The 23,847-nt window shown below is 67.6% G+C and carries 25 protein-coding genes; 14 read left to right on the forward strand and 11 right to left on the reverse strand.

The window, feature by feature from the left end; genetic code table 11:
- Positions 1-117 precede the first annotated feature (117 nt).
- From ACYVLV_RS07770 to ACYVLV_RS07790, 5 genes are read right to left on the reverse strand one after another with little or no spacing between them, the layout of a single operon-like run.
- Positions 118-894 (reverse strand): exodeoxyribonuclease III, encoded by a 777-nt coding sequence (locus tag ACYVLV_RS07770; protein ID WP_460808978.1) that lies wholly within the window; start codon positions 892-894, stop codon positions 118-120.
- 9 nt (positions 895-903) lie between these two features.
- Positions 904-2,109, reverse strand: a complete 1,206-nt coding sequence (locus ACYVLV_RS07775) for a cysteine desulfurase-like protein (protein WP_460808979.1) — start codon at positions 2,107-2,109, stop codon at positions 904-906.
- Positions 2,106-3,308 (reverse strand): acyl-CoA dehydrogenase family protein, encoded by a 1,203-nt coding sequence (locus ACYVLV_RS07780; protein ID WP_460808980.1) that lies wholly within the window; start codon positions 3,306-3,308, stop codon positions 2,106-2,108. The genes ACYVLV_RS07775 and ACYVLV_RS07780 overlap by 4 nt, the downstream gene beginning before the upstream one ends.
- 23 nt (positions 3,309-3,331) lie before the next feature.
- Complete coding sequence (phaZ, locus tag ACYVLV_RS07785) at positions 3,332-4,243, reverse strand: poly(3-hydroxyalkanoate) depolymerase (RefSeq protein ID WP_460808981.1); 912 nt, start codon at positions 4,241-4,243, stop codon at positions 3,332-3,334.
- Positions 4,243-5,961: a PHA/PHB synthase family protein gene (locus ACYVLV_RS07790; RefSeq protein WP_460808982.1), complete on the reverse strand. Its 1,719-nt coding sequence runs from the start codon at positions 5,959-5,961 to the stop codon at positions 4,243-4,245. The genes phaZ and ACYVLV_RS07790 overlap by 1 nt, the downstream gene beginning before the upstream one ends.
- Positions 5,962-6,133: 172 nt before the next feature.
- Here ACYVLV_RS07790 and ychF point away from each other — a divergent pair, with 172 nt between their 5' ends.
- Positions 6,134-7,210 (forward strand): redox-regulated ATPase YchF, encoded by a 1,077-nt coding sequence (ychF, locus tag ACYVLV_RS07795; protein ID WP_460808983.1) that lies wholly within the window; start codon positions 6,134-6,136, stop codon positions 7,208-7,210.
- Between the two features lie 85 nt (positions 7,211-7,295).
- Here ychF and ACYVLV_RS07800 read toward each other — a convergent pair whose 3' ends face one another.
- Complete coding sequence (locus tag ACYVLV_RS07800; RefSeq protein ID WP_460808984.1) at positions 7,296-8,462, reverse strand: GAF domain-containing sensor histidine kinase; 1,167 nt, start codon at positions 8,460-8,462, stop codon at positions 7,296-7,298.
- Positions 8,463-8,735: 273 nt separating this feature from the next.
- Here ACYVLV_RS07800 and ACYVLV_RS07805 point away from each other — a divergent pair, with 273 nt between their 5' ends.
- A complete protein-coding gene (locus tag ACYVLV_RS07805; RefSeq protein WP_460808985.1) occupies positions 8,736-9,347 on the forward strand; it encodes a class I SAM-dependent methyltransferase in 612 nt (203 codons plus the stop codon).
- Positions 9,348-9,355: 8 nt separating this feature from the next.
- On the opposite strand, the gene ACYVLV_RS07810 is transcribed toward ACYVLV_RS07805, so the two are convergent.
- The 3 genes from ACYVLV_RS07810 to ACYVLV_RS07820 are packed head-to-tail and all read right to left on the reverse strand — an operon-like array spanning position 9,356 to position 11,491.
- Positions 9,356-10,264 (reverse strand): DMT family transporter, encoded by a 909-nt coding sequence (locus tag ACYVLV_RS07810; RefSeq protein ID WP_460808986.1) that lies wholly within the window; start codon positions 10,262-10,264, stop codon positions 9,356-9,358.
- 57 nt (positions 10,265-10,321) lie between these two features.
- Entirely contained in the window at positions 10,322-10,675 is a 354-nt protein-coding gene (locus ACYVLV_RS07815) for a VOC family protein (protein WP_460808987.1), read from the reverse strand.
- A 12-nt stretch (positions 10,676-10,687) separates the two neighbouring features.
- Complete coding sequence (locus tag ACYVLV_RS07820; protein ID WP_460808988.1) at positions 10,688-11,491, reverse strand: formate/nitrite transporter family protein; 804 nt, start codon at positions 11,489-11,491, stop codon at positions 10,688-10,690.
- A gap of 68 nt (positions 11,492-11,559) precedes the next feature.
- Between ACYVLV_RS07820 and ACYVLV_RS07825 the strand changes: the two genes are divergently transcribed.
- The 6 genes from ACYVLV_RS07825 (at position 11,560) to ACYVLV_RS07850 (ending at position 16,395) form a co-directional block, all read left to right on the forward strand.
- The gene (locus ACYVLV_RS07825) at positions 11,560-13,215 is read left to right on the forward strand and encodes a peptide chain release factor 3 (RefSeq protein WP_460808989.1); all 1,656 of its coding nucleotides are present in this window, start codon (positions 11,560-11,562) and stop codon (positions 13,213-13,215) included.
- A 92-nt stretch (positions 13,216-13,307) separates the two neighbouring features.
- A complete protein-coding gene (locus ACYVLV_RS07830) occupies positions 13,308-14,225 on the forward strand; it encodes a mechanosensitive ion channel family protein (protein ID WP_460808990.1) in 918 nt (305 codons plus the stop codon).
- 132 nt (positions 14,226-14,357) lie between these two features.
- A complete protein-coding gene (locus tag ACYVLV_RS07835) occupies positions 14,358-14,510 on the forward strand; it encodes a hypothetical protein (protein ID WP_460808991.1) in 153 nt (50 codons plus the stop codon).
- Complete coding sequence (locus ACYVLV_RS07840; RefSeq protein WP_460808992.1) at positions 14,507-15,097, forward strand: PRC-barrel domain-containing protein; 591 nt, start codon at positions 14,507-14,509, stop codon at positions 15,095-15,097. The genes ACYVLV_RS07835 and ACYVLV_RS07840 overlap by 4 nt, the downstream gene beginning before the upstream one ends.
- Positions 15,094-15,534, forward strand: a complete 441-nt coding sequence (locus ACYVLV_RS07845) for a PRC-barrel domain-containing protein (RefSeq protein ID WP_460808993.1) — start codon at positions 15,094-15,096, stop codon at positions 15,532-15,534. Before ACYVLV_RS07840 ends, ACYVLV_RS07845 begins: the two co-directional genes overlap by 4 nt.
- Positions 15,535-15,591: 57 nt before the next feature.
- Positions 15,592-16,395 (forward strand): thioesterase family protein, encoded by an 804-nt coding sequence (locus ACYVLV_RS07850; RefSeq protein WP_460808994.1) that lies wholly within the window; start codon positions 15,592-15,594, stop codon positions 16,393-16,395.
- Here the strand turns inward: ACYVLV_RS07850 and ACYVLV_RS07855 are convergent, their stop codons facing one another.
- The gene (locus ACYVLV_RS07855; protein ID WP_460808995.1) at positions 16,396-17,523 is read right to left on the reverse strand and encodes a hypothetical protein; all 1,128 of its coding nucleotides are present in this window, start codon (positions 17,521-17,523) and stop codon (positions 16,396-16,398) included.
- 48 nt (positions 17,524-17,571) lie between these two features.
- On the opposite strand from ACYVLV_RS07855, the gene ACYVLV_RS07860 reads away from it, so the two are divergent.
- Together ACYVLV_RS07860 and ACYVLV_RS07865 are read left to right on the forward strand one after the other, a co-directional pair.
- Entirely contained in the window at positions 17,572-17,985 is a 414-nt protein-coding gene (locus tag ACYVLV_RS07860; RefSeq protein WP_460808996.1) for a (deoxy)nucleoside triphosphate pyrophosphohydrolase, read from the forward strand.
- Entirely contained in the window at positions 17,982-18,269 is a 288-nt protein-coding gene (locus tag ACYVLV_RS07865) for a hypothetical protein (RefSeq protein WP_460808997.1), read from the forward strand. Before ACYVLV_RS07860 ends, ACYVLV_RS07865 begins: the two co-directional genes overlap by 4 nt.
- A 14-nt stretch (positions 18,270-18,283) precedes the next feature.
- On the opposite strand, the gene ACYVLV_RS07870 is transcribed toward ACYVLV_RS07865, so the two are convergent.
- Complete coding sequence (locus ACYVLV_RS07870) at positions 18,284-19,450, reverse strand: ROK family protein (RefSeq protein WP_460808998.1); 1,167 nt, start codon at positions 19,448-19,450, stop codon at positions 18,284-18,286.
- A 205-nt stretch (positions 19,451-19,655) separates the two neighbouring features.
- On the opposite strand from ACYVLV_RS07870, the gene ACYVLV_RS07875 reads away from it, so the two are divergent.
- The 4 genes from ACYVLV_RS07875 to mshB all read left to right on the forward strand — a co-directional run bounded on the left by ACYVLV_RS07875 (position 19,656) and on the right by mshB (position 23,818).
- Entirely contained in the window at positions 19,656-20,765 is a 1,110-nt protein-coding gene (locus tag ACYVLV_RS07875) for a substrate-binding domain-containing protein (RefSeq protein ID WP_460808999.1), read from the forward strand.
- On the forward strand, positions 20,762-21,577 hold the full coding sequence (locus tag ACYVLV_RS07880; protein WP_460809000.1) for an ATP-binding cassette domain-containing protein: 816 nt from the start codon (positions 20,762-20,764) through the stop codon (positions 21,575-21,577). The genes ACYVLV_RS07875 and ACYVLV_RS07880 overlap by 4 nt, the downstream gene beginning before the upstream one ends.
- Positions 21,570-22,826, forward strand: coding sequence for a sugar ABC transporter permease (locus ACYVLV_RS07885; RefSeq protein WP_460809001.1), 1,257 nt, complete (start codon positions 21,570-21,572; stop codon positions 22,824-22,826). Before ACYVLV_RS07880 ends, ACYVLV_RS07885 begins: the two co-directional genes overlap by 8 nt.
- An 80-nt stretch (positions 22,827-22,906) precedes the next feature.
- A complete protein-coding gene (gene mshB, locus ACYVLV_RS07890) occupies positions 22,907-23,818 on the forward strand; it encodes an N-acetyl-1-D-myo-inositol-2-amino-2-deoxy-alpha-D-glucopyranoside deacetylase (protein WP_460809002.1) in 912 nt (303 codons plus the stop codon).
- Positions 23,819-23,847: the final 29 nt, after the last annotated feature.

Raw genomic sequence — 23,847 nt, forward strand, 5'->3', positions numbered from 1 at the left:
CGGGGGGAGGGGGGCGGTGCACGAGCACAACTCAACCACGTCGGGTCGAGCGTGGGGAGGGTCTTGGTGGTGAACGTGGACCTGCGCGCGCAGCCGCGGCTGGAGGTCGAGAAGCAACTAGTCCAGTTCTACGACGACCGGAGCGTGGTCCGAGGCACCCTTGCCGGCCCGCTCGTCGACGTCGATGAAGGCGCCGGTCACCCGGGCGGCCAGCGACGGGGAGCCGAGGACGAAGTCGATGCGCAGACCACGGTTGCGTTCGAAGCGCTGGCGGAAGTAGTCCCAGTAGGTGTAGACCTCCGGGCCCGGGGTATGTGGTCGGACCACGTCGGCGTACCCCGCGTCGAGGAAGGCTTGGAATGCCGCGCGCTCGCGCAGGGTGACGTGGGTGCTCTTCGCGAACGCGGCCGGGTCGAACACGTCCTCGTCCCGGGGGGCGATGTTGAAGTCGCCTACCAGAGCCGTCGGTTGGTCGGTCCAGGTCGTCGCCGCCGCATGCAGACGATCCAGCCACTCGAGTTTGTAGGTGTAGTGCGGGTCGTCGATCTTGCGGCCGTTCGGGACGTAGAGCGACCAGATCCGGACACCGCCGCAGGTCGCGCCGATCGCCCGCGCCTCGGCGGCCGGCGGGTCACCGAACTCGGGCATCGCGGGAAACCCGACCTGCACGTCCTCGATGCCGACCCGGCTGATGATCGCCACGCCGTTCCACTGGTGATACCCCGCGGCGGCGACATCGTAGCCCCGGGATTGGAGTCCCATCAGCGGCAGTTGGTCCTCGCGAGCCTTGGTCTCCTGGACGGCCAACACATCGACATCGTGTCGGTCGAGGAACGCCTCCACCCGGTCGATACGGGATCGTAGGGAGTTGACGTTCCAGGTGGCGATCCGCATCGGGTCAGGTTAGTGCCCGTCGATCGCGTCGATCGTCGCGAGGGCGTCGACCAGCCGGTCCACGTCCTCGACGGTGGTGTAGGCAGCGAACCCGATGCGCAGTGCGCCCTGGTCGAGACCGGCGTGACGGGCGGCTTCGTAGGCGTAGAAGTGGCCGGACGGAGCGAGGATGCCGCAGTCGGCCAGGCGTTCGGACAGGTGAGCGGCGGAGTGGTGGTGCGAGACCACGGGGAAGGTCGGCGTACGCCGCGCGGGCGAGCCGGCGATGTCGAAGCCTTCGAGCTCGCCCAACCGACTGGTGAATCGGTCACAGAGGTGACTCTCGTAGGACTCGACGGTCGCCATCGACGCCAGGATCGCCGCTCGCCGGTCGCCGGTGACCCCGCCGTCGAGCCCGGCGATGAAGTCGACGCAGGCGGTGACGCCGGCGAGCAACTCGTAGGGGAGCGTGCCGAGTTCGAAGCGTTCGGGGACCGCGTCGCTGGAGGGCAGCAACTTGTCGGGGCGCAGGGTCTCCAGGAGGTCGGGGTGTGCGGCGAGGACACCGAGGTGGGGTCCGAAGAACTTGTAGGGAGAGCAGACGAGGAAGTCGACGCCCGAGACGGCGAGGTCGATCGACGCGTGCGGAGCGAGATGGACCGCGTCGAGATAAACCAGCGCGCCGACGCGGTGGGCGGCCTGGGTGACGGGGTCGAGGTCCGGGCGGGTGCCGAACAGGTTCGACGCGGCAGTGAGCGCGACTAGGCGGGTTCGCTCGGTCACCACGGAATCGATCGACGCGGGTTCCGCGGTGACGGGGTCGAACTCCAGCCAGCGGACGGTGGCCCCAGCTCCTTCGGCGGCGATCACCCAGGGTCGGATGTTGGCGTCGTGGTCCAGCCGGGAGACGACGACCTCATCCCCGGGACCCCAGCCGTGGGCCAGGGTGCGGGCGAAATCCATCGTCAGCTGAGTCATCGACCGGCCGAAGACGATGCCGCGAGGGTCGGCGCCGAGCAGGTCGCCCATCGCGGCACGTGCCTCGAGGGTGGTGGCCTCGGTCAATCGTTGGCTCGCGGTCGTCGAGCCGCGCTGACACATCCCCGCCGTCATGGCCGTGGCCACGGCGTCGGCGACGACTCTCGGGACCTGTGACCCGCCGGGGTTGTCGAAGCGGGCGGGTCCGTCGCGAAGCGCAGGGAAGGCGTCGCGCACCCGGTGAACGTCGTACCTCACACGAAGGCACTCTCGCCGGTGATGGCGCGTCCCACGATGAGCGTGTTGATCTCGCGGGTGCCCTCGTAGGAGTAGATCGCCTCGGCGTCGGCGACGAAGCGTCCGACGTGGTGCTCGAGCAGGATGCCGTTGCCGCCGAGCACCTCGCGGGCCCAGCCGACGGTCTCGCGCATCTTCACCGTGGCGTGGACCTTGCACAAGGAGGCGTGCTCGTCGCGCAGGCTGCCGGCGTCCTGGAGTTGCGAGGCGCGAGCGTTCATGGCCGTCGAGGCCGTCACGTTGGAGAGCATCTTGACCAGGAGGTCCTGGACGAGCTGGAATCCCGCGATCGGCTTGCCGAACTGCTCGCGCGACTTGGTGTAGCGCAGAGCGTGCTCGAAGGCGCCGCGCCCACAACCGGCGGCCTGCCAGGCGACACCCATCCGGGTCACGCGCAGCACGTTCGCGGTGTTGGCGAAGCTCTCCGCGCGTTGGAGGCGGTGGGTCTCGGGGACGAAGACATCGGTCAGGGTGATCTCGGCGTTCTGGACAACCCGCAGGGCGATCTTGTCCTGCTGGACCTCGCAGACCATTCCCTGACTGGGTTGCTCGACCACGAAGCCCTTCACCTGGCCGTCGTCCTCGTCGCGGGCCCAGATGATGACGAGGTCGGCGAAGGAGGCGTTGCCGATCCACTTCTTCCGGCCGTTGAGGACCCACCCGTCGCCGTCGCGGCGGGCGGTGGTCTCCAGGCCGGCGGAGATGGCCGACCCGACGTCGGGCTCGGTGAGTCCGAAGGCGCCGATCTTCTCCATCTTCGCCATGGCGGGTAGCCACCGTTCCTGCTGTTCATCGGACCCGCACAGCGTGATGGACCCCATCGCCAGACCGCCGTGCACCCCCATGAAGGTGCCGATCGAGGGATCGATGCGGCTCAACTCCATCGCGACCATGCCGTCGACCAGCGCGCCACGGGCCGGACAGCCGGGGCCGTCGTAGGCGAGTCCGGCGATGCCGAGTTCGGCGATACCGGGCAGGAGATCGTGCGGGAACGTGGCCCGGGTCCAGTGGTCGTTGATCACGGGCTCGACGACCTGGTTCATGAAGCCCCGGACCCGGCTGAGCAGTTCGCGGTCCTCATCGGCCAACATCAACTCGAAGCCGAGGAAGTCCGAGGCGGGGGTGTCGTCGGGATCGAGATCGAGGACCGGGTCGATCATGGGATCGATGCTGGCGTCGTCGGTCATGAGGTGGGTTCCGTTTCTGCGACGGGCGGGCTGGGGACGGTCGGGTCGGCTTCGGTGAGGAACTTCTCGATGACGGGGGCCAGTTCGTCGCTCTCGGTGATGATGCCGAGATGGCCGCCGCGGTAGACGTGCAGGCGTGCCTTCGGCACCAGTCGGGCGATCACCTTGCCGTTGATCAGCGGGATGATCGGGTCGTCGTCGCCGGCCAGGACGAGCACCGGCTGCTTGATGAACGGCAGGCCCGGGAGGCTGGACCATCCGGCGCCGGCGAGCAGTTGCAGGTAGTAGCCGCGTTGCGGACCCGAACGCGTGGCCGCGTGCAGGAGGCGGGCCCCGCGTGAGGGGTCGGTCCGCATCGAGCCGCCGTAGATCGTGGAGGCGACCGATGCCGCGTAGTCGGAGTCGCGGTGACGGCGCGGGGTGAGCATGATCCGCAGCACCCTGGGATGAGCCGGGATCATCAGCGACCCGGTGCCGGTCGCGGCCAGCACCACCCGGCGTACGCGCTTGCGATGTTGGAAGGCCAGTTGCTGGGCCACGCCACCGCCCCACGACAGTCCGAGGACGTCGAAGGTCGGATGACCCAGTCGGGTCATCATCGCGCCTATCCACCACGCCAACCCGGGCATCGAGTAGGGCAGTGGTGGCAGGGGCGACCCGCCCACGCCGGGTATGTCGAAGCGGACCACCCCGCGTGAGGGGTCGAGGGAGTCGACCAGCGGTTGCAGGGCCTCCAGGCTGACCCCGATGCCGTTGCACAGCAGCAGCGGAGGTTGGCTGGTGCGGGCGCCGGTGCCGGGGCGCTCGGAGATGCGGACGGCGATCCCGTTCACCGAGATGGTGCGGATCCGGTCCGGTGCCGCCTCGTCGGGCGTGCTGGTTTCACGGATGCGGGTCACGGTGGCCATCAGCGGTCGTGCACGTAGGTGCCGGGCGCCGGGCAGATGGGTTCGTAGGAGGCGGATCCCATCCGGGTCGGCTTGTTGCGTTCGGGGCCCGAACGCTCTCCCAGCCACTGGGTGTAGTCGTCCCACCAGGTGCCCTTGACCTTGGTCGCCGTGGCCAGCCAATCCTGCGCCTCGGAGGGGTTCTGGCCGGGGTCGGTGGTCTGGAAGCTGGCCTTCGGGTTGCCCGGGGGATTGACCATGGCGGCGATGTGACCGCTGGTCGAGAGCACGAAGCGGCTCGTGCCGCCCAACATCTGGGTGGTGCGGTAGCACGACTGCCACTGGCACAGGTGGTCCGCGATACCGGCCACGATGTAGGAGTCGACGTCGACCTTGCTGAGGTCGAGGTCGGTGCCGAGCACCCGACTCTCCCCGGCCCGGGTCAGCGCGTTGCGTACGGCGAGGTCCATGAAGTCGCGGTGCATCCCCGCGGTCATCCGCACCGAGTCTGCGTTCCAGAACAGGATGTCGAAGGCCTTCGGGGCGTGACCGAGCAGGTAGTTGTTGACCCAGTAGTTCCAGATCAGGTCGTTGGGCCGTAGCCAGGCGAAGATCTCGGACAGGGCACGCCCGTCGAGGTAACCCTTCTCGGCGGAGGCACGGGTGGAGGCGGCCGCCGCTTTGTGGGAGAGCAGCGCACTGGGCAGGCCGGCTTCGTTCTGGTCCAGCACGGTGACGGCCAGACTGAACGCGGCGACCCGGTCGAGTTCGCCGATGGCGGCGAGGTGAGCCATCAGCATCGTGCTGATCATGCCGCCGGAACAGATGCCCAGGAGGGCGATCTGATCCTGTCGCGAGATGGACTGCGCGGCGTCCATGGCCTCGAGGATCGCTCGGGAGTATGTGTCGAGATCCCACGCGGCGTGACGGGTGTCGGGGTTGCGCCAGGAGATGCAGTAGACCTGCTGGCCCGCGGCCACGAAGTTCTCCACCATGCTGCGGTCGGGTGCCAGGTCGACGATGTAGTACTTGTTGATCGTCGGCGGCACGATCAGCAGCGGCACCGACCGCACCTTGGAGGTCGACGGGGTGTACTGGATCAGCTCGAAGACGTCGGTTCGAAGGACGACCTCGCCCGGGGTCACAGCGATGTCGCTGCCCACTTCGAAGGCGTCCGGTTCGACCATCGACGGCACCCGCGGAGCGGTGGCGAAATCGCGCACCAGACGGCGACCGCCCTCCACCAGGTTGCCGCCCCCGGTGTCGATGACTCGCTTGAGGACTCGGGGGTTGACGAACGGGTTGTTACTCGGTGCCGCGGCCTCCACCAGATTGTCGACGATGAAGCCCATACGCTGGGCGTCTCCCCATCCGAGGCTGGCGTCGCTGAGCAGTCCCCGAGCGGCTGCCCCCGTCGCGAGGTACGACTGGAGCGTGCGGTGCAGGATCGGGTTCTTCATCCAGGCCTCGTCGGCGAACCGACGGTCCTTCTCGTGCGGCTCCAGGGAGGAGCGGCCCAGGGTGATGCGGGTCAGTTCGGCGGCCAGACCAGCGGTGCGTCCGACGACCTTGCGGGGGCGGCGGGCCAGGGCGCCGGTGAACCGGATGCCGGACATGCCGGGCACGAAGCGTCGCAGAGGGCCACGGGTGGCGTCGGAGAGCAGCAGATCCAGCGGACTGGAGAGCTCCATCTCTCTGCTGTCATCGGTGGTGGTCTCGTTCCGGGCCAAGTCGGTCACGGTCGCCTCCGAGCGGTCGTCCTGATGGGCGCCCCGTCGTGTGATGGGGAGCACAGTGATTCTGACATTTGGGGTGAAGCGGGTTGCCGCTGGTTCGCCGGTCACCCTTCGGAGAGCCGACGCCCACGCGACGATTCGTGACCTCCGAGTGGGCTCCGTAGACTCGCGGCCCGTGGCACTCACCATCGGAATCGTCGGTCTCCCCAATGCGGGCAAGTCGACCCTTTTCAACGCTCTGACCAAGAACGACGTGCTCGCGGCGAACTATCCGTTCGCGACGATCGAGCCCAACGTCGGGGTGGTCGGCGTACCCGACGCACGCCTGCCGAAGCTCGCGGAGGTCTTCGGCTCGGCCAAGATCCTGCCGGCAACGGTGGAGTTCGTGGACATCGCCGGCATCGTCAAGGGTGCTTCGGAGGGTGAGGGACTGGGCAACAAGTTCCTCTCCCACATCCGGGAGTCCTCGGCGATCTGCCAGGTGACCCGCGTGTTCCGCGACGAGGACGTGACCCACGTCGACGGCGAGGTGAACCCCGGCAACGACATCTCCACCATCCAGACCGAGTTGATCCTGGCCGACCTGCAGACCGTGGAGAAGGCGATTCCGCGGATGGAGAAGGAGGCCCGCAGCAACAAGGCGATGGCCGCCACGCTCGACGCCACCCGCGAGGCGCTGGGCCACCTCGAGGCCGGTACGCCGATCAGCTCCACGAAGGTCGACCGCGAGGCGATCCGCGAGCTGTCCCTGCTGACCGCGAAGCCGTTCATCTTCGTCTTCAACTGCGACGCCGACGAACTCCACGACGACGCCCTCAAGGCGAAGATGCAGGAACTCGTCGCCCCGGCCGAGGCGATCTTCCTCGACGCGAAGTTCGAGTCCGACCTCGTCGAACTCGGCGATGACGACGAGGCTCGCGAGATGTTGACCGAGATGGGCGTCGAGGAGCCGGGTCTCGATGTGCTGGCCCGCGTCGGGTTCGACACCCTCGGCCTGCAGACCTACCTCACCGCCGGTCCCAAGGAGTCCCGCGCCTGGACGGTGAAGAAGGGCGCCACCGCCCCCGAGGCCGCTGGCGTCATCCACACCGACTTCCAGCGCGGCTTCATCAAGGCCGAGATCGTCTCCTTCGACGACCTGATGTCCACCGGGTCCATGCAGAAGGCCAAGGAGGCCGGCAAGGTCCGCATGGAGGGCAAGGACTACGTGATGGCCGACGGTGACGTCGTGGAGTTCCGCTTCAACGTGTGAAGCTCCCCAGATGGGTTGTGTGCCTGACGCCGAGCCAGACGCGGGCCTCAGCCACACAACCCGCTGGGCGAAGCTCCCGGTGGCGCTAGGCGCTGTACAGCGGCAGATTCACGGTGAACGAGGAGCCCTCGAGATGCTCCGAGACGACCGAGATCTCGCCACCGTGGTTCTGCACGATGGAGTGGACGATGGTCAGACCCAGACCGGTCCCCTGGATGGAACGCTTCTGCGCGGACGAGGACCGGAAGAACCGGGTGAACAGGTCTTGTTGTTCCTCGAAGGGGATACCCAAACCGTTGTCGCTGACCTCGATGCGGGCATTGCCGTCGACTGCTCGCAACGTGCAGCGCACCCAGCCGCCGTCGTCGGTGAACTTGATGGCGTTGCTGACCAGATTGGTCACGATGGCCTCGAGTCTCGAGGCGTCACCTTGAACAAGTACCGGATCAGGGGAAACCTCGAAGACCACCGCAAGAGACTTCTTGGCGATCTGCGGCTCAAGCGTGGCGCGAGCCTCGTTGACCACGTTGACCAGATTCACCAGAACGTACTCATGACCCACCGGGGAGTCCAGGCTGGAGACGGTCAACAGATCGTCGGCCAGCGCGGTGAGCCGCACGCTGTTTCGGTGGATGGCCCCCATGAAGGTCTTCTGCGCAGGGTTCAGCGGTCCCGCTGTCTCCTCCTGGAGAAGTTCGACGTACCCCGCGATGCTGGTCATCGGGGTGCGCAGTTCATGGCTGACCGTGGCTACGAACTTGGTCATGGCCAGTCTGGCCTCGGAGTTCAGCAGATAGCCGGTCGTGACATCCGCCAGGGTCTGGGCGGTCGCCAGGTCCTGAGCGTCGAGCGCGCCGGGCTCCGTGCGGTACAGGTCGAGAGCGCCAAGACACCGGCCACCGTTCCGTAGCGGGAAGGTGAAAACCGCCACCAGTCCTTCCTTGACAGCGCCCTCGGCGAATCGGGGGAACTGGTCGTCCTTGGTCAGATCGGGGATGGAGATGGCGGTGTCCGTGCGATATGCGGCCAGACACGGGCCCTCCGCGAGGTCGGTCTGCAGTTGTTCGTACCGCACCGCCGATTCATCGGAGCCGGCGATGATCCGTGGCTCCAAGGTGGTGGTGATCAGTGAGACCCCGGCCGCGTCGATGGGCAGGATGTCGACGATGCGCGTCACCAGGTGGTCCAAGATGCCTTGGATGGGAAAGTCGGTGACCAGAGTGCGCGCGAACTCGCTCAGAACGACGGACAACGTGTTCTCAGACGCCATACTCCCTCAAACCCATCTAGGCCGCGGGGTCTGGGCGGTCATGTCGACCGATGATCTCGATCCGAGAATCAGTGGGGTCTGACTCTTGAGACCAACCTAGCCGAGGATGCGAAAGCCGGGGGTCAGGCACCACTTCCGCCCTCGATGGACTGGTCCGGCCGAGACCCCGAGCGCGAACCGTTGACAGGGTCCTCAGATGAGATCACTCTCGAAGTGGCCGGCCTCGGCTCAGGGACCGACGGACAGGGGTAAGCCGTGAACACGGTTGGCGACGGGCGGTCGTTCAACACCTCCGGCGCGGCGTACGACGCGTTCATGGGTCGGTACGCATTCCCCTTGGCGGAGCTGTTCGCCGACGCGGCCGACGTGCGGCCGGGCCAGACGGCGCTCGATGTCGGGTGTGGTCCGGGCGCCCTGACCAGCGTGCTTGCGGACCTTCTCGGTCCCACGTCGGTGCTGGCGTGCGACCCCTCGCCGCCGTTCGTGGACGAGTGCTCCAAGCGGTGTCCGGGGGTTCAGGTCCGGTCGGGATCCGCGGAGGCCCTGCCGTACCCCAACGGCTCGTTCGATCGGGTGCTGTCGCAGTTGGTGTGGCACTTCGTGGGCGACCCCGCTCAAGCGGCCAGCGAGTTCTACCGCGTCGTCCGGCCTGGGGGAGTGGCAGCGGCCTGCGTGTGGGACTCCGAGCAGGAGATGGAGATGCTGCGCCACTTCTGGGACGCCGCGGCGGGGGCGTATTGCGCGGGGCTGACCGATGATCGTCGTACGGCGCTGCAGGCCGCGATGTTCGAACGGGTCGGCTCGCCTCCAGGCGCCTTCACGCTTTCCGCGGTGGCGAGGTCCGCCGTCGGACGCAAGGTGGGGTAGGCCGCCGACTACGGGACGGGGGACGAATGCTTCAGAACTCGCCTCGTCCGGGTGGCGATCCCGACCCCGATCACGGTGATGACCAAGCCGGCCAGCTCACGCAGATTCAGGGTGTCGCCAAAACACACGAAAGCCAGCACGGCCGTCACCGGCGGCATCAGGAAGAACACGCTGGAGGAGGCGCCACCACCGCCCGAGCGCATCAGGATCCCTAGGAGCAGGAGTCCGATGATCGAGTTGATGATCGCCAGGTAGAGCACGACGACCAGTGCCTGGCCGGGTTTGATCACCGGAGAGGTTCCCTCCAGGATCAATCCGAGTGCGACCAGCGGGGGAGCGGAGACCGCGAACTGGATGGCGGCCGCCCACAGGGGGTCGGGTCCAGAAGAGATCCACCGTTGACCCAGGGACCCCAGGCTCAGCGTCAACACGCTCAGGCTGGCCATGACGACCCCCAGGGTGCCGCCGGCCGCGTCGACCTCGGGTCCGAGGACCAACAGGACGCCCATCACCCCCAGGACGAATCCGCCGACCTGCACCCGGGTCAGCCGCTCGCGCAGCAGCACTCCGGCCAGGATGGCGGTCAGCACCGGGCTGAGGGAGTGGAACAGGGCGCCGAGCGTCGCCCCGAGGCCGGCGTCGAAGGCGACGTACATCAGGCCGAACTGCAGGGCGTTCATCATCAGCCCGACCCCGCAGACCCGGGTCAGGTTGCGTCGGTCGATTCGAAGCGGTCCGCGCAACCACCGCGCGAGGCCGATCATGAGGATCGCGGCCAGGGTGAAGCGGACCCCCAGCAGGCTGAACGGTGCCACCGCCTCGACACCGGCGGGCCCGGCGATGTACCCCGAGGACCACACCAGGATGAAGGCCACTGCGGGCAGGAGAGGCAGCGATGCCGCCCGAGAGTCACTCACGACGCTCAGCCTGCCTCATGGCGTCGAGGACCTGGAGAGGGGGAGGAGAGGGGTCGGTCAGCGGTGCGCCACCACGTTGATCACCGAGCCGCCACTGTCGCGATAGAAGAACCGCGTGACCCCCCACTCCTCCTCCGTGAGCGGGTGGACGATCTCGAGGTCCTGCTCGACCGCGCTGCGGTACGACGCCTCGACGGCTGCGATGTCGTCGAGTCCGACCGAGACATTCGGATTGACCGGCGCGGAGGCGTCCCGGGTGACCAAGGTGAGTTGGTGGCCCGACCCGTCCGCCAACGTCACGACCCACCCCAGGTCCATCACGACCTCAAGGCCCAAGACACCTACGTGTTCGGTGGTCGCGGAGGCGATGTCGGAGACCGTCAGCACGGGTACGACACGTTGGATACTCATGGCCTCAGCCTGTCAGGTCTCACGCGCACCGGAATCCGGGTGCTCCCTGGCTTCCTCCAGGCGACGCGGCACGCGCAGCAGACGGATCCCGGTGACCAGGCCGATGCCGCCGACCATGTTCCCGAGCAGCGACCAGCCGAGGGCGCCGGCGAACATGCCCACCGAGATATCGGCGCCGGCGAAGATCGCGCCGAACATGAACAACGAATCCAGCACGCAGTGGAACAGTTCGCCGCCCGCCAGCAGCGCCCCGAACAGAACGGCGGGCACCAGCTGGACGCCCAAACTCTCGGTGGCGTGCTGCATCCGCGTCATCAGGGTGATCACGGCTCCTGCGAGGACGGCCAGAGCGAAACTCTCCGCGTTGACCCCGAGCTCGGCGTAGTGCAGGCCGACCTCGGAGGCCGTTGCCTTCAGATCCGGTCGGGCGGTGATCACGATGAACATGATGAACGCGCCGCCGATCAGATTGGCGGCCAGCGTGATGCTCCACAGGCGGGCCAGGCCCCGCACCGAACCGCTGCGAGCGGCCACGGCGGTGACCGGCACCAGGAAGTTCTCGGTGAACAGTTCGCTGCGGGCGAGGAGGAGGCCGACGAAGCCGATCGAGAACGCCAGCCCGGCCAGGACCACGTTGTCGGTGAGCTCCTTGACGATGAGGTAGGCCAAGACGCCGAAGCCCACGTCTATCCCGCCGAGAAGTCCGGTGGAGACCAGGGCGAGGAGAGGTCGATCCAGACGTTCGCGCCCCTCTTCGACCAACCGATCAAAGGCCTCTTCGAGTTCCGGTTCGGGTCGATCTGCTGGTGTGCCCACAGCGGGAAGAGTAATGGGCGCGACCGGGAGATCAGCGATCCGGGCGCCGGCTCGTAGACTGAACTGTTGTGACCGACCCTGATACCTCGCCCAGCCCCGCAACCACCCCTGGGCCGAGCCGGGCGCAAGGCGAGGTGGCTCGCCAAGCCGCGCGTCGGCGTACCTTCGCGGTGATCAGCCACCCCGACGCGGGAAAGTCGACGCTGACCGAGGCCCTGGCCCTCCACGCCCAGGTGATCACCGAGGCCGGCGCCGTCCACGGGAAGTCGGGTCGTCGCTCGACGGTCTCGGACTGGATGGAGATGGAGAAGGCTCGCGGGATCTCCATCACCTCCGCGGCGCTGCAGTTCGCCTACGGCGAGCACGTGATCAACCTGGTCGACACCCCCGGTCACTCCGACTTCTCCGAGGACACCTACCGCGTCCTGTCCGCCGTCGACGCTGCCGTGATGCTCGTCGACGCCGCCAAGGGCCTCGAACCCCAGACCCTCAAACTCTTCCGGGTCTGCAAGGCCCGGGGCATCCCCGTCATCACGGTCATCAACAAGTGGGACCGCCCCGGCCTCGATGCGCTGGAGTTGATGGAGGAGATCGAGAACGAGATCCAACTCCAACCCACCCCGTTGACCTGGCCGGTCGGCATCTCGGGCGACTTCCGCGGTGTCCTGGAGCGACGCACCGGTCAGTACGTCGCCTACACCCGCACCGCCGGTGGGGCCACCCGGGCCCCGGAGCGGCGGATGGACGCCGAGGCCGCTGCGGCGAAGGAGGGAGAGGCCTGGGACACGGCGGTCGAGGAGGCCGAACTGCTCGCCTCCGACGGGTCCAACCACGACCAGGAGATGTTCCTCGCCGGCTTCACGACCCCGGTCCTGTTCGCCTCGGCCATCTCCAACTTCGGGGTCGCGGCCATCCTCGAGACCCTCGTCGAACTCGCCCCGTCACCACCACCGTTCCACCACGGCAAGGAGGACGCCGACGGGCGCCCCTCCGAGATCCGTGAGGTCGACGCCCCGTTCAGCGCCTTCGTGTTCAAGGTGCAGGCCGGGATGAACGTCAACCACCGAGACCGCGTCGCCTTCGCCCGGGTCTGCTCCGGGGTCTTCGAGCGCGGCATGGTCGCCACGCACGCCCAGAGCGGCCGCCCGTTCGCCACGAAGTACGCCCAGGCCCTCTTCGGGCGGGAGCGTTCGGTCCTCGACACCGCCTACCCCGGAGACATCATCGGCCTGGTCAACGCCAACGCCCTGATGGTCGGCGACACGATCTACCTCAACGAGGCGGTCTCGTTCCCGCCCATCGCCACCTTCGCTCCCGAGCACTTCGCGGTCGCGAGTTCGACCGATGCCGGGCGGTTCAAGCAGTTCCGCAAGGGAATGGACCAACTCGACGCAGAGGGGGTCGTGCAGGTGCTGCGGTCGGACCTGCGAGGCAACCAGTCACCGGTCCTGGCGGCCGTCGGTCCGATGCAGTTCGAGGTGGCTCAGGCCCGGATGGAGGCCGAGTTCGGAGCCCCGATCCGCCTAGAGCGACTGGGTTACGGTCTCGCGCGGCGTACGGACGCGGAGTCGGCGGAGGAACTCAACTCGATCCGCGGCCTGGAGGTGCTCTCACGCGCCGACGGCACCCTGATGGTGCTGGCGCCCGACAAGTGGCGGATCAGCGTCGTGGAGCGCGACCACCCCGAACTGACCCTCGAAACACTGCTGGCCGGCGACCGCTGACGGAATCGTCAACGAGGCCGCTGAGGGACCGGGGCGAGGTTGATCCTCACCCTGGTGGGTACTGAACCTGTCCGACGACAGGGGAGTCCTTGATGAACACCACCACGTGGCTGATGCGTGCCGCCGACGTCAGCGACACGCTGTCCGACTCCGTCGAGTCGATGGGCGGTTCGCTGGTCCGGGCACTGCCTCGGCTTGCCGTCGCCGTCGTCATCATCATCGTGGGCCTGGCCCTGGGCCGGGCGCTGCGGTGGGGAAGTCGGCGGTGGCTCTGCCGCAACCACACGACGAGCTTCGCCACCGTGATGAGCAAGCTGGTGGGATCACTGGTCGGGACCCTGGCGGTGTTGAGCGCGATCACGGTGGTCTTCCCCTCGGTCAAGCCAGTCGACCTGCTGGCCGGGTTGGGTTTCTTCTCCCTCGCGGTGGGGTTCGCCTTCCAGGACATCCTCGAGAACACCTTGTCGGGTGTCCTGATGCTCTTCCGTCAGCCGTTCACCGCCGGAGATCAGATAGAGGTGCAGGGCCAGACGGGCACCGTGCAGGCCATCACCATCCGCGAGACCAGGATCAAGACCTACGACGGCCAACTGATCCTCATTCCCAACCGGGACGTCTACAAGAGCGTCATCCGCGTCCAGACCCACTACGAGCAGCGTCGGATCTCCTTCATCGTCGGGGTGGCCTATGAGAACGACGCCGCCGAGGCCTGCCGCGTCGTCCGTGAGGCGCTCGTGGCAGTGTCGGGAGTCGCGACCGAACCCGCACCCGAGGCTCTCGTCGACCAACTCAACGTGTCGACCGTCGACCTCGAGGCCAGGTTCTGGGCCGATCCGCGGCAGCACGAGAGCCGGCTGTTGACTCACGAGGCGATCACCGCGGTCAAGGCCGCCCTGGACGAGGCGGGTATCGAGATGCCGGCCGACATCGTGGCGCTGCAGGCGACGCCGAGTTTCCGTGCGGCGCTGCAGAACGACGGGGAGATCACGCCGGGTGGGTCCCTGAAGTAGGCCGCCGTGGTCTGGACCAGACCGTCCGGTTGCGTGATTCCCGCGTCGACGGGGTACCAGTAGGGACCGAGCGGACTACGCTTGGGAGACGGCCCACATCCTCGTGGGCCACAGTGGAGGAGAGTGCCGTTCATGGACTGGTGGGGCTGGTTGATCGTGGTCGCTGTGGCGATCGTCGTACTGCTCGTGGCGGTGCTCGCCATCCAGGCGCGTCGTCGCCGAGGCGGGGTCATCATCGCTGACGCGTCGTCCTCCCACGGCCCTTCGAACGGTGAGGCACCATGAGCAGGCTGATGCGCACCAGCGAGGTCTCCAAGCGCCCCGTGGTCACGATGGCCGGTGAGGACATCGCCCAGATCAAGGACATCGTGTACGCCGCCGGCGGGGGAGCCGTGGGCGGTTTCACCCTGGCCGGACGCGGTCGCTTCTCCGGACCCAAGAGCGAGGCGCTCGCCTGGGAACAGGTCGTGGCCCTGGGGTCGCACGCGGCCATGGTCGCCGACGAGACATCATTGATGGCCAAGGACGACGTCATCGCGGCCTCGGCCGCCTCGGGAGGATCGGGTGGAAACATCCTGGGTTCCCGGGTCCTGACCGACACCGGCACCGACCTGGGCAAGGTGGTGGACGTCATCATCGAGATCAGCCCGGGAAGCGAACACTGCGACGTCGTCGGCTACGAGATCGACCCCTCCGAGGCGTTGGGCAACCACGGAACCAAGGTGCTGCTGCCGCTGCCCGACACTCTCGCCGCGTCCGGTGAGCACCTGATGGTGCCCGAGTCGGCCACCGAGTTCGTCCGGTCGGACCTGGCCGGTTTCGGAGCCGCTGTGGACGACTTCCGGGCCCAGTTGAAGGGAGCCGGCGAATGAGGTTCAGCGAGGCCAAGGGCCGCAAGGTGGTCAGCACCTCGACGGCCGACACCGTGGGCAAGGTCGACCGGTTGGTCGTCGATCCCGCCACCAAGTCCGTCGTGGCCCTGGAGCTGAAGAAGACCCACGAGGCGAGTGGTCTGGCATGGGCCAACATCACCTCCTTCGGGACCGATGCGGTCACCGTCGCCGCCGAGGACAAGCTCGCCGAACACACCGAAGAGGTCGAGGTGCTGGCGGCCAAGGATCGTCGGATCCTGGGCAAGATGGTGCTGGACAACGCCGGTGACGAGTTGGGCACGATCAAGGACGTCGACTTCGACCCCGCCAACGGAACCATCACGTCCCTGCTGCTGACCGACGGCAATGTGGCCGAGGTGCCCGGGTCCCGACTGATCGGAATCGGCTCCTACGCCGTAGTGGTCGCCGCCGAGTGAGCGACGCCACTCCGCATCGACCATGACACTGTCATGGTTCGGTCCTAGAGTGACGCCATGACCTACGAGTTCGACAACGACATCACGGTGACCGACCGCGACGGGGCCTACGCGGCACACCTGTCCGAGGGGTGGCTGGTCGGCGGCGCGGTCAACGGCGGCTACCAGTTGGCCGTGCTCGGCAACGCGATCAGCAAAGCGTTGCCGGGCAAGCCCGACCCCATCACGATGAGCGCCTACTACCTGTCTCCGGGGAAACCCGGGCCGGCCCAGATCAGCGTCGACGTACGCCGCGAGGGTGGCCGGTTCGCCACCGTCGCGGCGGAGTTGAGCCAGGAGGGCCAGGCCCGCGTCACCGTGTTGGCGACGTACGGCGACCTGGATCGCTCGGAGGGCGAGGTGCTCACCACCGCCGAGGAGTTCGACCTCCCGCCGGTCGAGGAGTGCTTCTCGACCGCCATGGCGCCGCCGGAGGTGCGCGATCAGTCCCCACCGATCATGAGCCGCTTCGACATGCGGTTTCCTGCCGCCGACATCGGATGGGCGGTCGGGAAGCCGAGCGGCAAGGGCGAACTCAGCTGCTGGTTCCGGATGGCCGATGGCCGCGAGCCCGACCCCGTGCAGCTGTTGATGGTGCTCGACGCCCTACCTCCCGTGACCTTCAACCTCGGACAGATGGGCTGGGCACCGACGCTGGAACTGACCACCCACGTCCGCGCCAAGCCCGCGCCCGGGTGGCTCAAGGTCCGTCACGCCACCCGGAACCTCGCAGGCGGCATGTTCGAGGAGGACTGCGAGGTCTGGGACTCCGCTGGTCGGCTGGTCGCGCAATCGCGTCAGCTGGCTCTGGCACCTCGCTGATCAGTCGAACCAGGACCGCTTCATCGAAAAGATCCAGCGCCGACCCGGATGCTCGGTCACCGACCACAACCGGTCGGTCGAGGGCCAGTAGCTGATGTCCTCGGGCCCCATCGGAGTGGCGAACCGGTGACGGGTCAGCGCGCCGGGCGAGCCGACGTACACCGACCCCGGGGTCCATGGCCCCTGCGAGACGGTGACGAACCAGCGGCCGCGAGCGATGACGGCTCCCTGCATCTGAGCAACCCCCTGGCCCAGCGACACCGGATGGGCTTCGTCGTCGGCGCCGGTGGACAGGAGCAGGGTCTCCGGGTCGAGGTCGTAGCGGGCCAGTCGCCGGGTCCTCGACCCACGCGCGTATTCGCCGGCCACGATCTGCGGCGGCTCGCTGGCCCGGTCCAGGGAGAGGAAGGAGTAGCGCAACTTCTCCTCGCCGTCCCGGACGAAGGCGCGGTAGGCGAACCGGACGGGAAGCACGTAGCGGTAGCCCGCCGTGGAGACTCGACCGTTCGCGATGCCGACCGTGTCAGCCGCTCCCTGCAGGTCGTCGGGGACCCGCATCAGGTCCTCCAGTCGACAGGTGAAGAAGCCGCGAGCCGTGGCGGCGATGTGGAGGTAGGGGCCGCACATGACGATGCCGCCGGCGTGCACCCGTAGCGGTTGCAGCGTGAGTTCACCCTCGATGGTTTCGGGGAGGACCACCAGAACGTGTCGATAGCGCAGGGTGTCGAGGTCGAGGAGGGTGATGCGCACCCCCTGGCCGCCCGCCAGATCGTCGGGGTCGTCGGGGTGTTCCTTGGCGTACCACGCCACCGCCACGATGCGGCGCCCCGCGATTCGCTCGTCGGCCGAGGCGTCCGCCGAAGTGGTCACCCCCTGGGGCCACCATCGAGGATCGCCGGTGTCGGCCTCGTCGAACCCGATCGCTGAGTCGACGGCTCGCCCCGGAGCGCATGCCGCACGCCCCTGCCGATTGAGATCGGTGAGGAGGGAGCCGATCTCGATCCGGCCACCGCCGTGGCCGGTGGCCGACAGGAGATGGTGGAGGGCGTCGGCATCGGCGACGTTCTCCTCGGTCCGGCGCAGGTGCACGGGTTGGCTGGTCGGCTCCACTGGTTCCACAGGCTCCACAGGCAGCACGGTAGAGCAGTGGCTCCGGCCGGGCTCTAGGCTGGCGCGGTGATCAGTTCCGAGGACCGCCGCTGTGTGGTGGGAGCCGCCCTGGTGCGCCAGGGCCGTGTCCTGGCGGCGCGGCGTACCTCCCCTCCCGCTCTCGCCGGCCGTTGGGAACTGCCGGGCGGGAAGGTGGAGGCGGGGGAGTCCCCCGCCGAGGCGCTGGCTCGAGAACTGAAAGAGGAGTTGGGGATCACCGCGACGGTCCTCGGGTGGCTCGACGGGGCCGTTCCGATCAGCGAGGACCTCGAGCTCCGCGTCGCGGTCGTCGAGGCGGACGGTGAGCCGGAACCGATCGAGCACGATCGCCTCGTGTGGCTGGCGCTCGACGAACTCGATGACGTCGACTGGCTGGACTCCGACCGGCCCTTCCTCCCACAGCTACGGACCGCCATGAGCGACGGCTGGGGCCATCGATGAGTGAGGCGCGCGCGATCTTCTTCGAAGAGGCCCATGCCCGGGCCGCCGTACGCCGGCTCCAACGCGACGGCTACGACGCCGCCATGGTCCGCGAGCGGCTCCAGGGCGAGGACGACGACGAGGACCACCCGTGGGCGGTGCTCAGCGACGCCCCCGACTTCGTCCTGGAGACCCTGGTCGATGAGTTCGACGGTTGGTTGGACCGCGAGGAGCCCGAGCCGGTGGAGCCTCTGGTCCTTCCGCCCCTGCCGGTGGCGCCGAAGCGGATCAAGCGCAGCGACTGAGCTTCCCCACGCCGTCAGTTCACCCCGGGAGCCACCGGGAGTTCAGTGTGTTGAGCGGCAAGCAGAACCGCCCCCACGAGGCTGGCCCGTTCACGGAGCTCGGAGGCCAGCACCGGCGTCAGGGCCACCGAATCGAGGGCATGCCGACGCAGGCCGATCCGGGCTGATTCGAGCAGCAGCTCGCCAGCGCGTGCCATGTCGCCACCGATGACGACGATGGCGGGATTGAGGAGATTGACGATGCTGGCCAAACCCCATCCCAAGTGGAGGCCGGCGTCCTCGAAAGCGCGTTGAGCGGCCACGTTGCCGTTGCGGGCGGCTTGAACGACATCCTCCAGCTGAGCGCCGGGCAACTGGGCGGCCATCATCGCCAGAAGAGGTTCTGTGGAGGAATAGGCTTCAAGACAGCCGCGTCCACCACAGCGGCACAGCGGTCCCTGTTCGTCGAGGGTGAGGTGACCGATCTCGCCAGCGGTTCCACCAGATCCGTGCACGAGTTCATTGTCGATGATGATCCCGGCGCCCACGCCCGAGGAGATCTTCACGAAGACCGAGCTGTCGTGTCCGCGGCCGACCCCTCGGCGATGCTCAGCGATCGCACCGAGATTGGCGTCGTTCTCGACCACCGCAGGCACACCGAACTGGTCCTCCGCAGCCTCACGCGCATCGATCCCCTCCCATCCCGGGAAGATCGCGGACGATCCCACCACGTTGTGGATGATCGGAGCAGGAAGGCCCAAGCCGACGTGGCGCAGCGTCGCACGCGATTCGTTCAGCCCATCGAGCATCCGACGCGCGAGGGCGATCGCCTCGGAGTGGTGGGTGCCGGTCGCGAGTTCACGACGGTCCTCGGCCAGGACCGTGCCCGTGAGGTCGCCCAGAGCGACCGCGACATGGCTGTGGCCGAAGTCGATCCCGCAGACCACCCCGGCATCGGAGGAGATGCGGACGGCGGAGCCGCGCCGTCCGCTGCCGGGTGAGGTTGCGACGAGACCGTGCGCGACGAGGGCCCGCACGATATTGGACACCGTTGCCGGCGCCAGGCCCGTCTCGCGAGCCAGCTCGGCCTGGGTGAAGGCGTCGTCTGCGTGGCGCAGGACGTCCAGCACACGGCGCTGGTTAACCGTGCGCAGAGTCGCCGTCGACCCGGGTGAGGCCGGGAAGGCTTGTGTAGGGGGCATGGCTGAAGATTGCCCGCTGCTCGCCGTAACAGTCAAGTGTTGACGGCAAACGAGCCAGATAAAGTTTTTCGGAACTGTTTTCCTTCAACTCTTGACGACAAAGGCGTGACGGTGAACACTTCTTCTCGGATCACCACGGTGGTCGCTCAGCACGGCCACCGACCCAAACCTCGCTTAGAACCTCGTCCACACCAAGGAGAACAACGTGTCCACACCCCTGAAGCGGATCGCCACGATCAGCGCCGCGGCCATCATCGGAGTCGGGGGCCTCGCGGCCTGTGGCGCCAACGACACCTCGAGCAACAGTGACGACAACGCGGCGTCTGGAGGCGACGGCCCGTCCATCGCCCTCCTCCTGCCGGAGTCGAAGACCACACGCTACGAGGCGTTCGACAAGCCGCTGTTCGAGGCGAAGGTCGCCGAGCTGTGCAGCGATTGCGTGATCGACTACTACAACGCCGACCAGGATGAGGCCAAGCAGCAGCAGCAGGTCGCCTCAGCCATCACCAAGGGCGCGAAGGTCGTCGTGCTGGACCCCGTCAACGGAGACGGCGCCGGCGGCATGGTCGCCGACGCCCAGGCCAGTGGCGCGAAGGTCATCGCCTACGACCGCTTCATCGAAGGCGCCGACTACTACATGTCCTTCGACAACAACACCGTGGGGATGATGCAGGGCGACGCTCTGGTCAGCGCGATGGGCGACACCGGTGGAATTCTGATGCTCAACGGCGCCCCCAGCGACCCGAATGCGGCGCAGTTCAAGGCCGGGGCCCATGAGGTCATCGACAACTCCGGGCTCGAGCTCCTCACCAAGGAGTACGACAACCCCGATTGGAGCCCGGAGAACGCCCAGACCTACGTCACCGACCAGGTCAGCAAGTTCGGTGCCAAGAACATCGACGGCGTGTACGCCGCCAACGACGGCCAGGCAGGGGGCGTCGTCGCGGCCCTCCTCGGTGCCGGCGTCAAGGCCGCCGACCTGCCGCCGATCACCGGTCAGGACGCCGAACTCGCCGGGGTGCAGCGCATCGTTGCCGGCGAGCAGGCCGTCACGATCTACAAGCCCATCCCGATCGAGGCCAACACCGCGGCCGAGGTCGCCGTCGCTCTGGCCACCGGTGAGGACGTCGCGACCACGTCGGACACCGGCATCGAGCAGTCGGACTTCCAGGGCGTGACGTCCTACATCTTCACCCCGACCGCGGTCACGCAGGACAACGTCAACGACACCGTCATCGCCGACGGTTTCTACACCGTCGAGGACATCTGCACCGCCGCCTACGCCGACGCCTGCAAAGCGGCCGGACTCCAGTGACCACCGCCCCTCACCGCGTGGCGGCGCCGGTGAAGGAGAGCGTGCTCTCCCTCACCGGGATCAACAAACGGTTCGGTGCCGTCCAGGCACTGACCGATGTGCACCTCGACGTCGCAGCCGGCGAGGTCGTCGCCCTGGTGGGGGACAACGGCGCCGGGAAGTCGACGCTGGTCAAGGTCATCTCGGGCGTCTATCAGCCCGACGGCGGCGAGATCGAACTCTCCGGGCGCCGGGTCAAGGTCGCCGGGCCGCGTCAGGCCCAGGACCTCGGCATCGCGACGGTCTTCCAGGACCTCGCTCTGTGCGACAACCTCGACGTGGTCGCCAACCTCTTCCTCGGTCAAGAACACCTGACCAACGGCGTCATCAACGAGGTGGAGATGGAGGTCGCGTCGTGGAAGTTGCTGCGCAGCCTCTCGGCCAAGATCCCCTCCGTCCGGATTCCGATCGCAGGACTCTCGGGCGGACAGCGTCAGACGGTGGCCATCGCCCGTTCGCTGGTCGGCAATCCCTCGGTCGTGATGCTCGACGAGCCGACCGCTGCGCTGGGTGTCGCCCAGACCGCTGAGGTGCTCAACCTCATCGAGCGGCTTCGGGAGAACGGGCTGGCGGTCATCTTGATCAGCCACAACATGGCTGACGTCCAAGCGGTCTCCGACCGCATCGTGGTGATGCGGCTGGGTCGCAACTCGGCCGAGTTCCGCACCGAGGACGTGAGCACCACCGATCTGGTGGCCGCGATCACCGGCGCATCCGACAACGTGGTGGCCAGCAGGGCTGCTGCCCGTGGCAAGGAGAACGACCGTGGTTGACACCGACAGCACGACGTCCAGGGTGGCGGCGGACCGTCAGGACGAACGTCTGATCACGCTCGAGAGCGGTCCGACGGCCCTGCTGAAGTCCTTCGTGGCCCGGCTGAAGGGCGGGGACCTCGGAAGCCTCCCGGTGGTCTTCGGACTGATCGCGATCAGCATCGTCTTCTACGCCAAAGAGCCGGTCTTCCTCTCCTCACGCAACCTGGTCACCATCACCCAGTTCGCGGCGCCGATCGGGATCATCGCCCTCGGCATCGTGCTGGTCCTGCTGCTCGGGGAGATCGACCTCTCGGTCGGCTCCGTCAGCGGCGCCTCCGCGGCAGTCATGGCGGTGCAGGTCGTGAACAGCGGGCAAGCCCTGATCCTCGGAATCGGCGCAGGCATCCTGGTCGGCGTCGTGGTCGGACTGGTCTACGCCTTCCTCTACACCAAACTCGGCGTGCCGAGCTTCGTGTTCTCCCTCGCCGGCCTGCTGGCCTTCCAAGGAGTCCTGCTCTACGTGCTGGGCACCGACGGCACCATCAACCTGCCCTCGGACAGCTGGCTGCTCGACTTCGCCCGCTTCAAGTTCCTCACCGGGACGGCGTCGTACCTGTTGGTGGCCCTGATCGGTGCGGTCTTCCTGGCCTCGAACCTCTGGGGCCGCAAGACCCGTCTGAAGGTCGAGCTCAGCGCTCCGTCGATTGCCTCGATCCTCATCAAGGCCGGCCTGCTCACCGCCGGTCTGGGTTACCTGACCTACTACCTCAACATCGCCCGCGGCTGGAGCTACCTCTGGTTGTTCTTCGCCGCCCTGGTGGTGCTCATGGACTTCGCCCTGCGTCGGACCCGCTGGGGTCGCCATGTGTTCGCCGTAGGCGGCAACGAGGAAGCGGCTCGCCGTTCGGGCATCAAGGTGACGCGAATCTACGTGTCGGTCTTCGTCGGGTGCTCGACCCTGGCCGCGATCGGCGGGATCCTCGCCGCCGCCCAGCTCACCTCGGTGTCGCAGAGCAGCGGCACCACCGACACCAACCTCACCGCGATCGCGGCTGCGGTCATCGGCGGCACCAGCCTGTTCGGTGGTCGCGGCTCGGCGTACTCGGCGATGCTCGGGATCCTGGTGCTGCTCGCGATCCAGAACGGTCTGAACCTGATCGGGGTCGATTCCTCGGTGCGATTCATGGTGACCGGTGCGGTGCTCCTGCTCGCCGTGGCCATCGACTCGGTGTCGCGGCGGGCACGGTCCAGCAGCGGGCGAGGTTAGCCGCTACCCCTGGGTCCATCCTGAGGCTCACCCACGCGCCCGGAAACGGGCGGTGGGTGAGCCTCACTAGGCTGTGGCCCATGACGCAACCCGAGCATCGGATGCTCCTGGTCCACGCCCACCCCGACGACGAGTCCATCGGGCAGGGCGCCACGATGGCGAAGTACGTCGCCGACGGACGTGGGGTCACCCTGGTCACCTGCACGGCAGGCGAGATGGGCGAGATTCTCGTCCCCGACCTGGAACACCTCGCGAAGGACCGTGACGGCGGGCTGGGCGAGGAACGTCAGGTCGAGTTGGCCAACGCCATGAAGGCCCTCGGGGTCACCGACCACCGCTTCCTGGGCGGGTTCGGGACCTACCACGACTCAGGCATGGCCTGGCACGAGGACGGGCACGCCGTACTGGCGGAGAACGTCCCGGACAACGCCTTCTGGCTGGCCGACCTCACCGAGGCTGCCGTGCATCTCGTGGCGATCATCCGCGAGATCCAGCCCCAGGTCCTGGTCACCTACGACGACTTCGGTGGCTACGGACACCCCGACCACATCCAGGCCCACCGGGTGGCGACGTACGCCGCGTCCCTGGCCGCGGTGCCCACGTTCCGCCCCGACCTGGGGGAGTCCTGGGACATCGCCAAGATCTACTGGGGCGCCATGTCAGAGAGCCGGATGAGGCAGGGTCTACGCGCGATGCGCGAGGCCGGCGACACCACCTCCTTCGAGGGGATGGACCCCGACGGCCCGCTGCCCCCCTTCATCACCGCCGACGAGAACCTCGCCGCCGAGGTCGACGCCCTGGACCACGTGGAGGCCAAGATGTCCGCCCTGGCCGCCCACGCCACCCAGATCACCACCGACGGACCGTTCTTCGCGCTGTCGAACAACGTGGGCAACACCGCCTGGGGCATCGAGTACTTCCGGATCGCCAAGGGTGAGCGCGGTCCGTTGAACGAGAACGGCCTCGAGACCGACCTCTTCGCCGGCCTGTAATCGCGATGGCACGGTCGGCTCCCGGGAGG

The organism is Nocardioides salsibiostraticola, assembly GCF_054783655.1.

Bases quoted from the DNA above. Each gene is read 5' to 3' on its own strand.
- ACYVLV_RS07845 (WP_460808993.1), top strand. From the start codon at position 15,094: ATGAGGTTCAGCGAGGCCAAGGGCCGCAAGGTGGTCAGCACCTCGACG.
- ACYVLV_RS07770 (WP_460808978.1), bottom strand. From the start codon at position 894: ATGCGGATCGCCACCTGGAACGTCAACTCCCTACGATCCCGTATCGAC.
- ACYVLV_RS07865 (WP_460808997.1), top strand. From the start codon at position 17,982: ATGAGTGAGGCGCGCGCGATCTTCTTCGAAGAGGCCCATGCCCGGGCC.
- ACYVLV_RS07815 (WP_460808987.1), bottom strand. From the start codon at position 10,675: ATGAGTATCCAACGTGTCGTACCCGTGCTGACGGTCTCCGACATCGCC.
- ACYVLV_RS07835 (WP_460808991.1), top strand. From the start codon at position 14,358: ATGGACTGGTGGGGCTGGTTGATCGTGGTCGCTGTGGCGATCGTCGTA.
- ACYVLV_RS07780 (WP_460808980.1), bottom strand. From the start codon at position 3,308: ATGATCGACCCGGTCCTCGATCTCGATCCCGACGACACCCCCGCCTCG.
- mshB (WP_460809002.1), top strand. From the start codon at position 22,907: ATGACGCAACCCGAGCATCGGATGCTCCTGGTCCACGCCCACCCCGAC.
- ACYVLV_RS07870 (WP_460808998.1), bottom strand. From the start codon at position 19,450: ATGCCCCCTACACAAGCCTTCCCGGCCTCACCCGGGTCGACGGCGACT.
- phaZ (WP_460808981.1), bottom strand. From the start codon at position 4,243: ATGGCCACCGTGACCCGCATCCGTGAAACCAGCACGCCCGACGAGGCG.
- ACYVLV_RS07830 (WP_460808990.1), top strand. From the start codon at position 13,308: ATGAACACCACCACGTGGCTGATGCGTGCCGCCGACGTCAGCGACACG.
- ACYVLV_RS07840 (WP_460808992.1), top strand. From the start codon at position 14,507: ATGAGCAGGCTGATGCGCACCAGCGAGGTCTCCAAGCGCCCCGTGGTC.
- ACYVLV_RS07850 (WP_460808994.1), top strand. From the start codon at position 15,592: ATGACCTACGAGTTCGACAACGACATCACGGTGACCGACCGCGACGGG.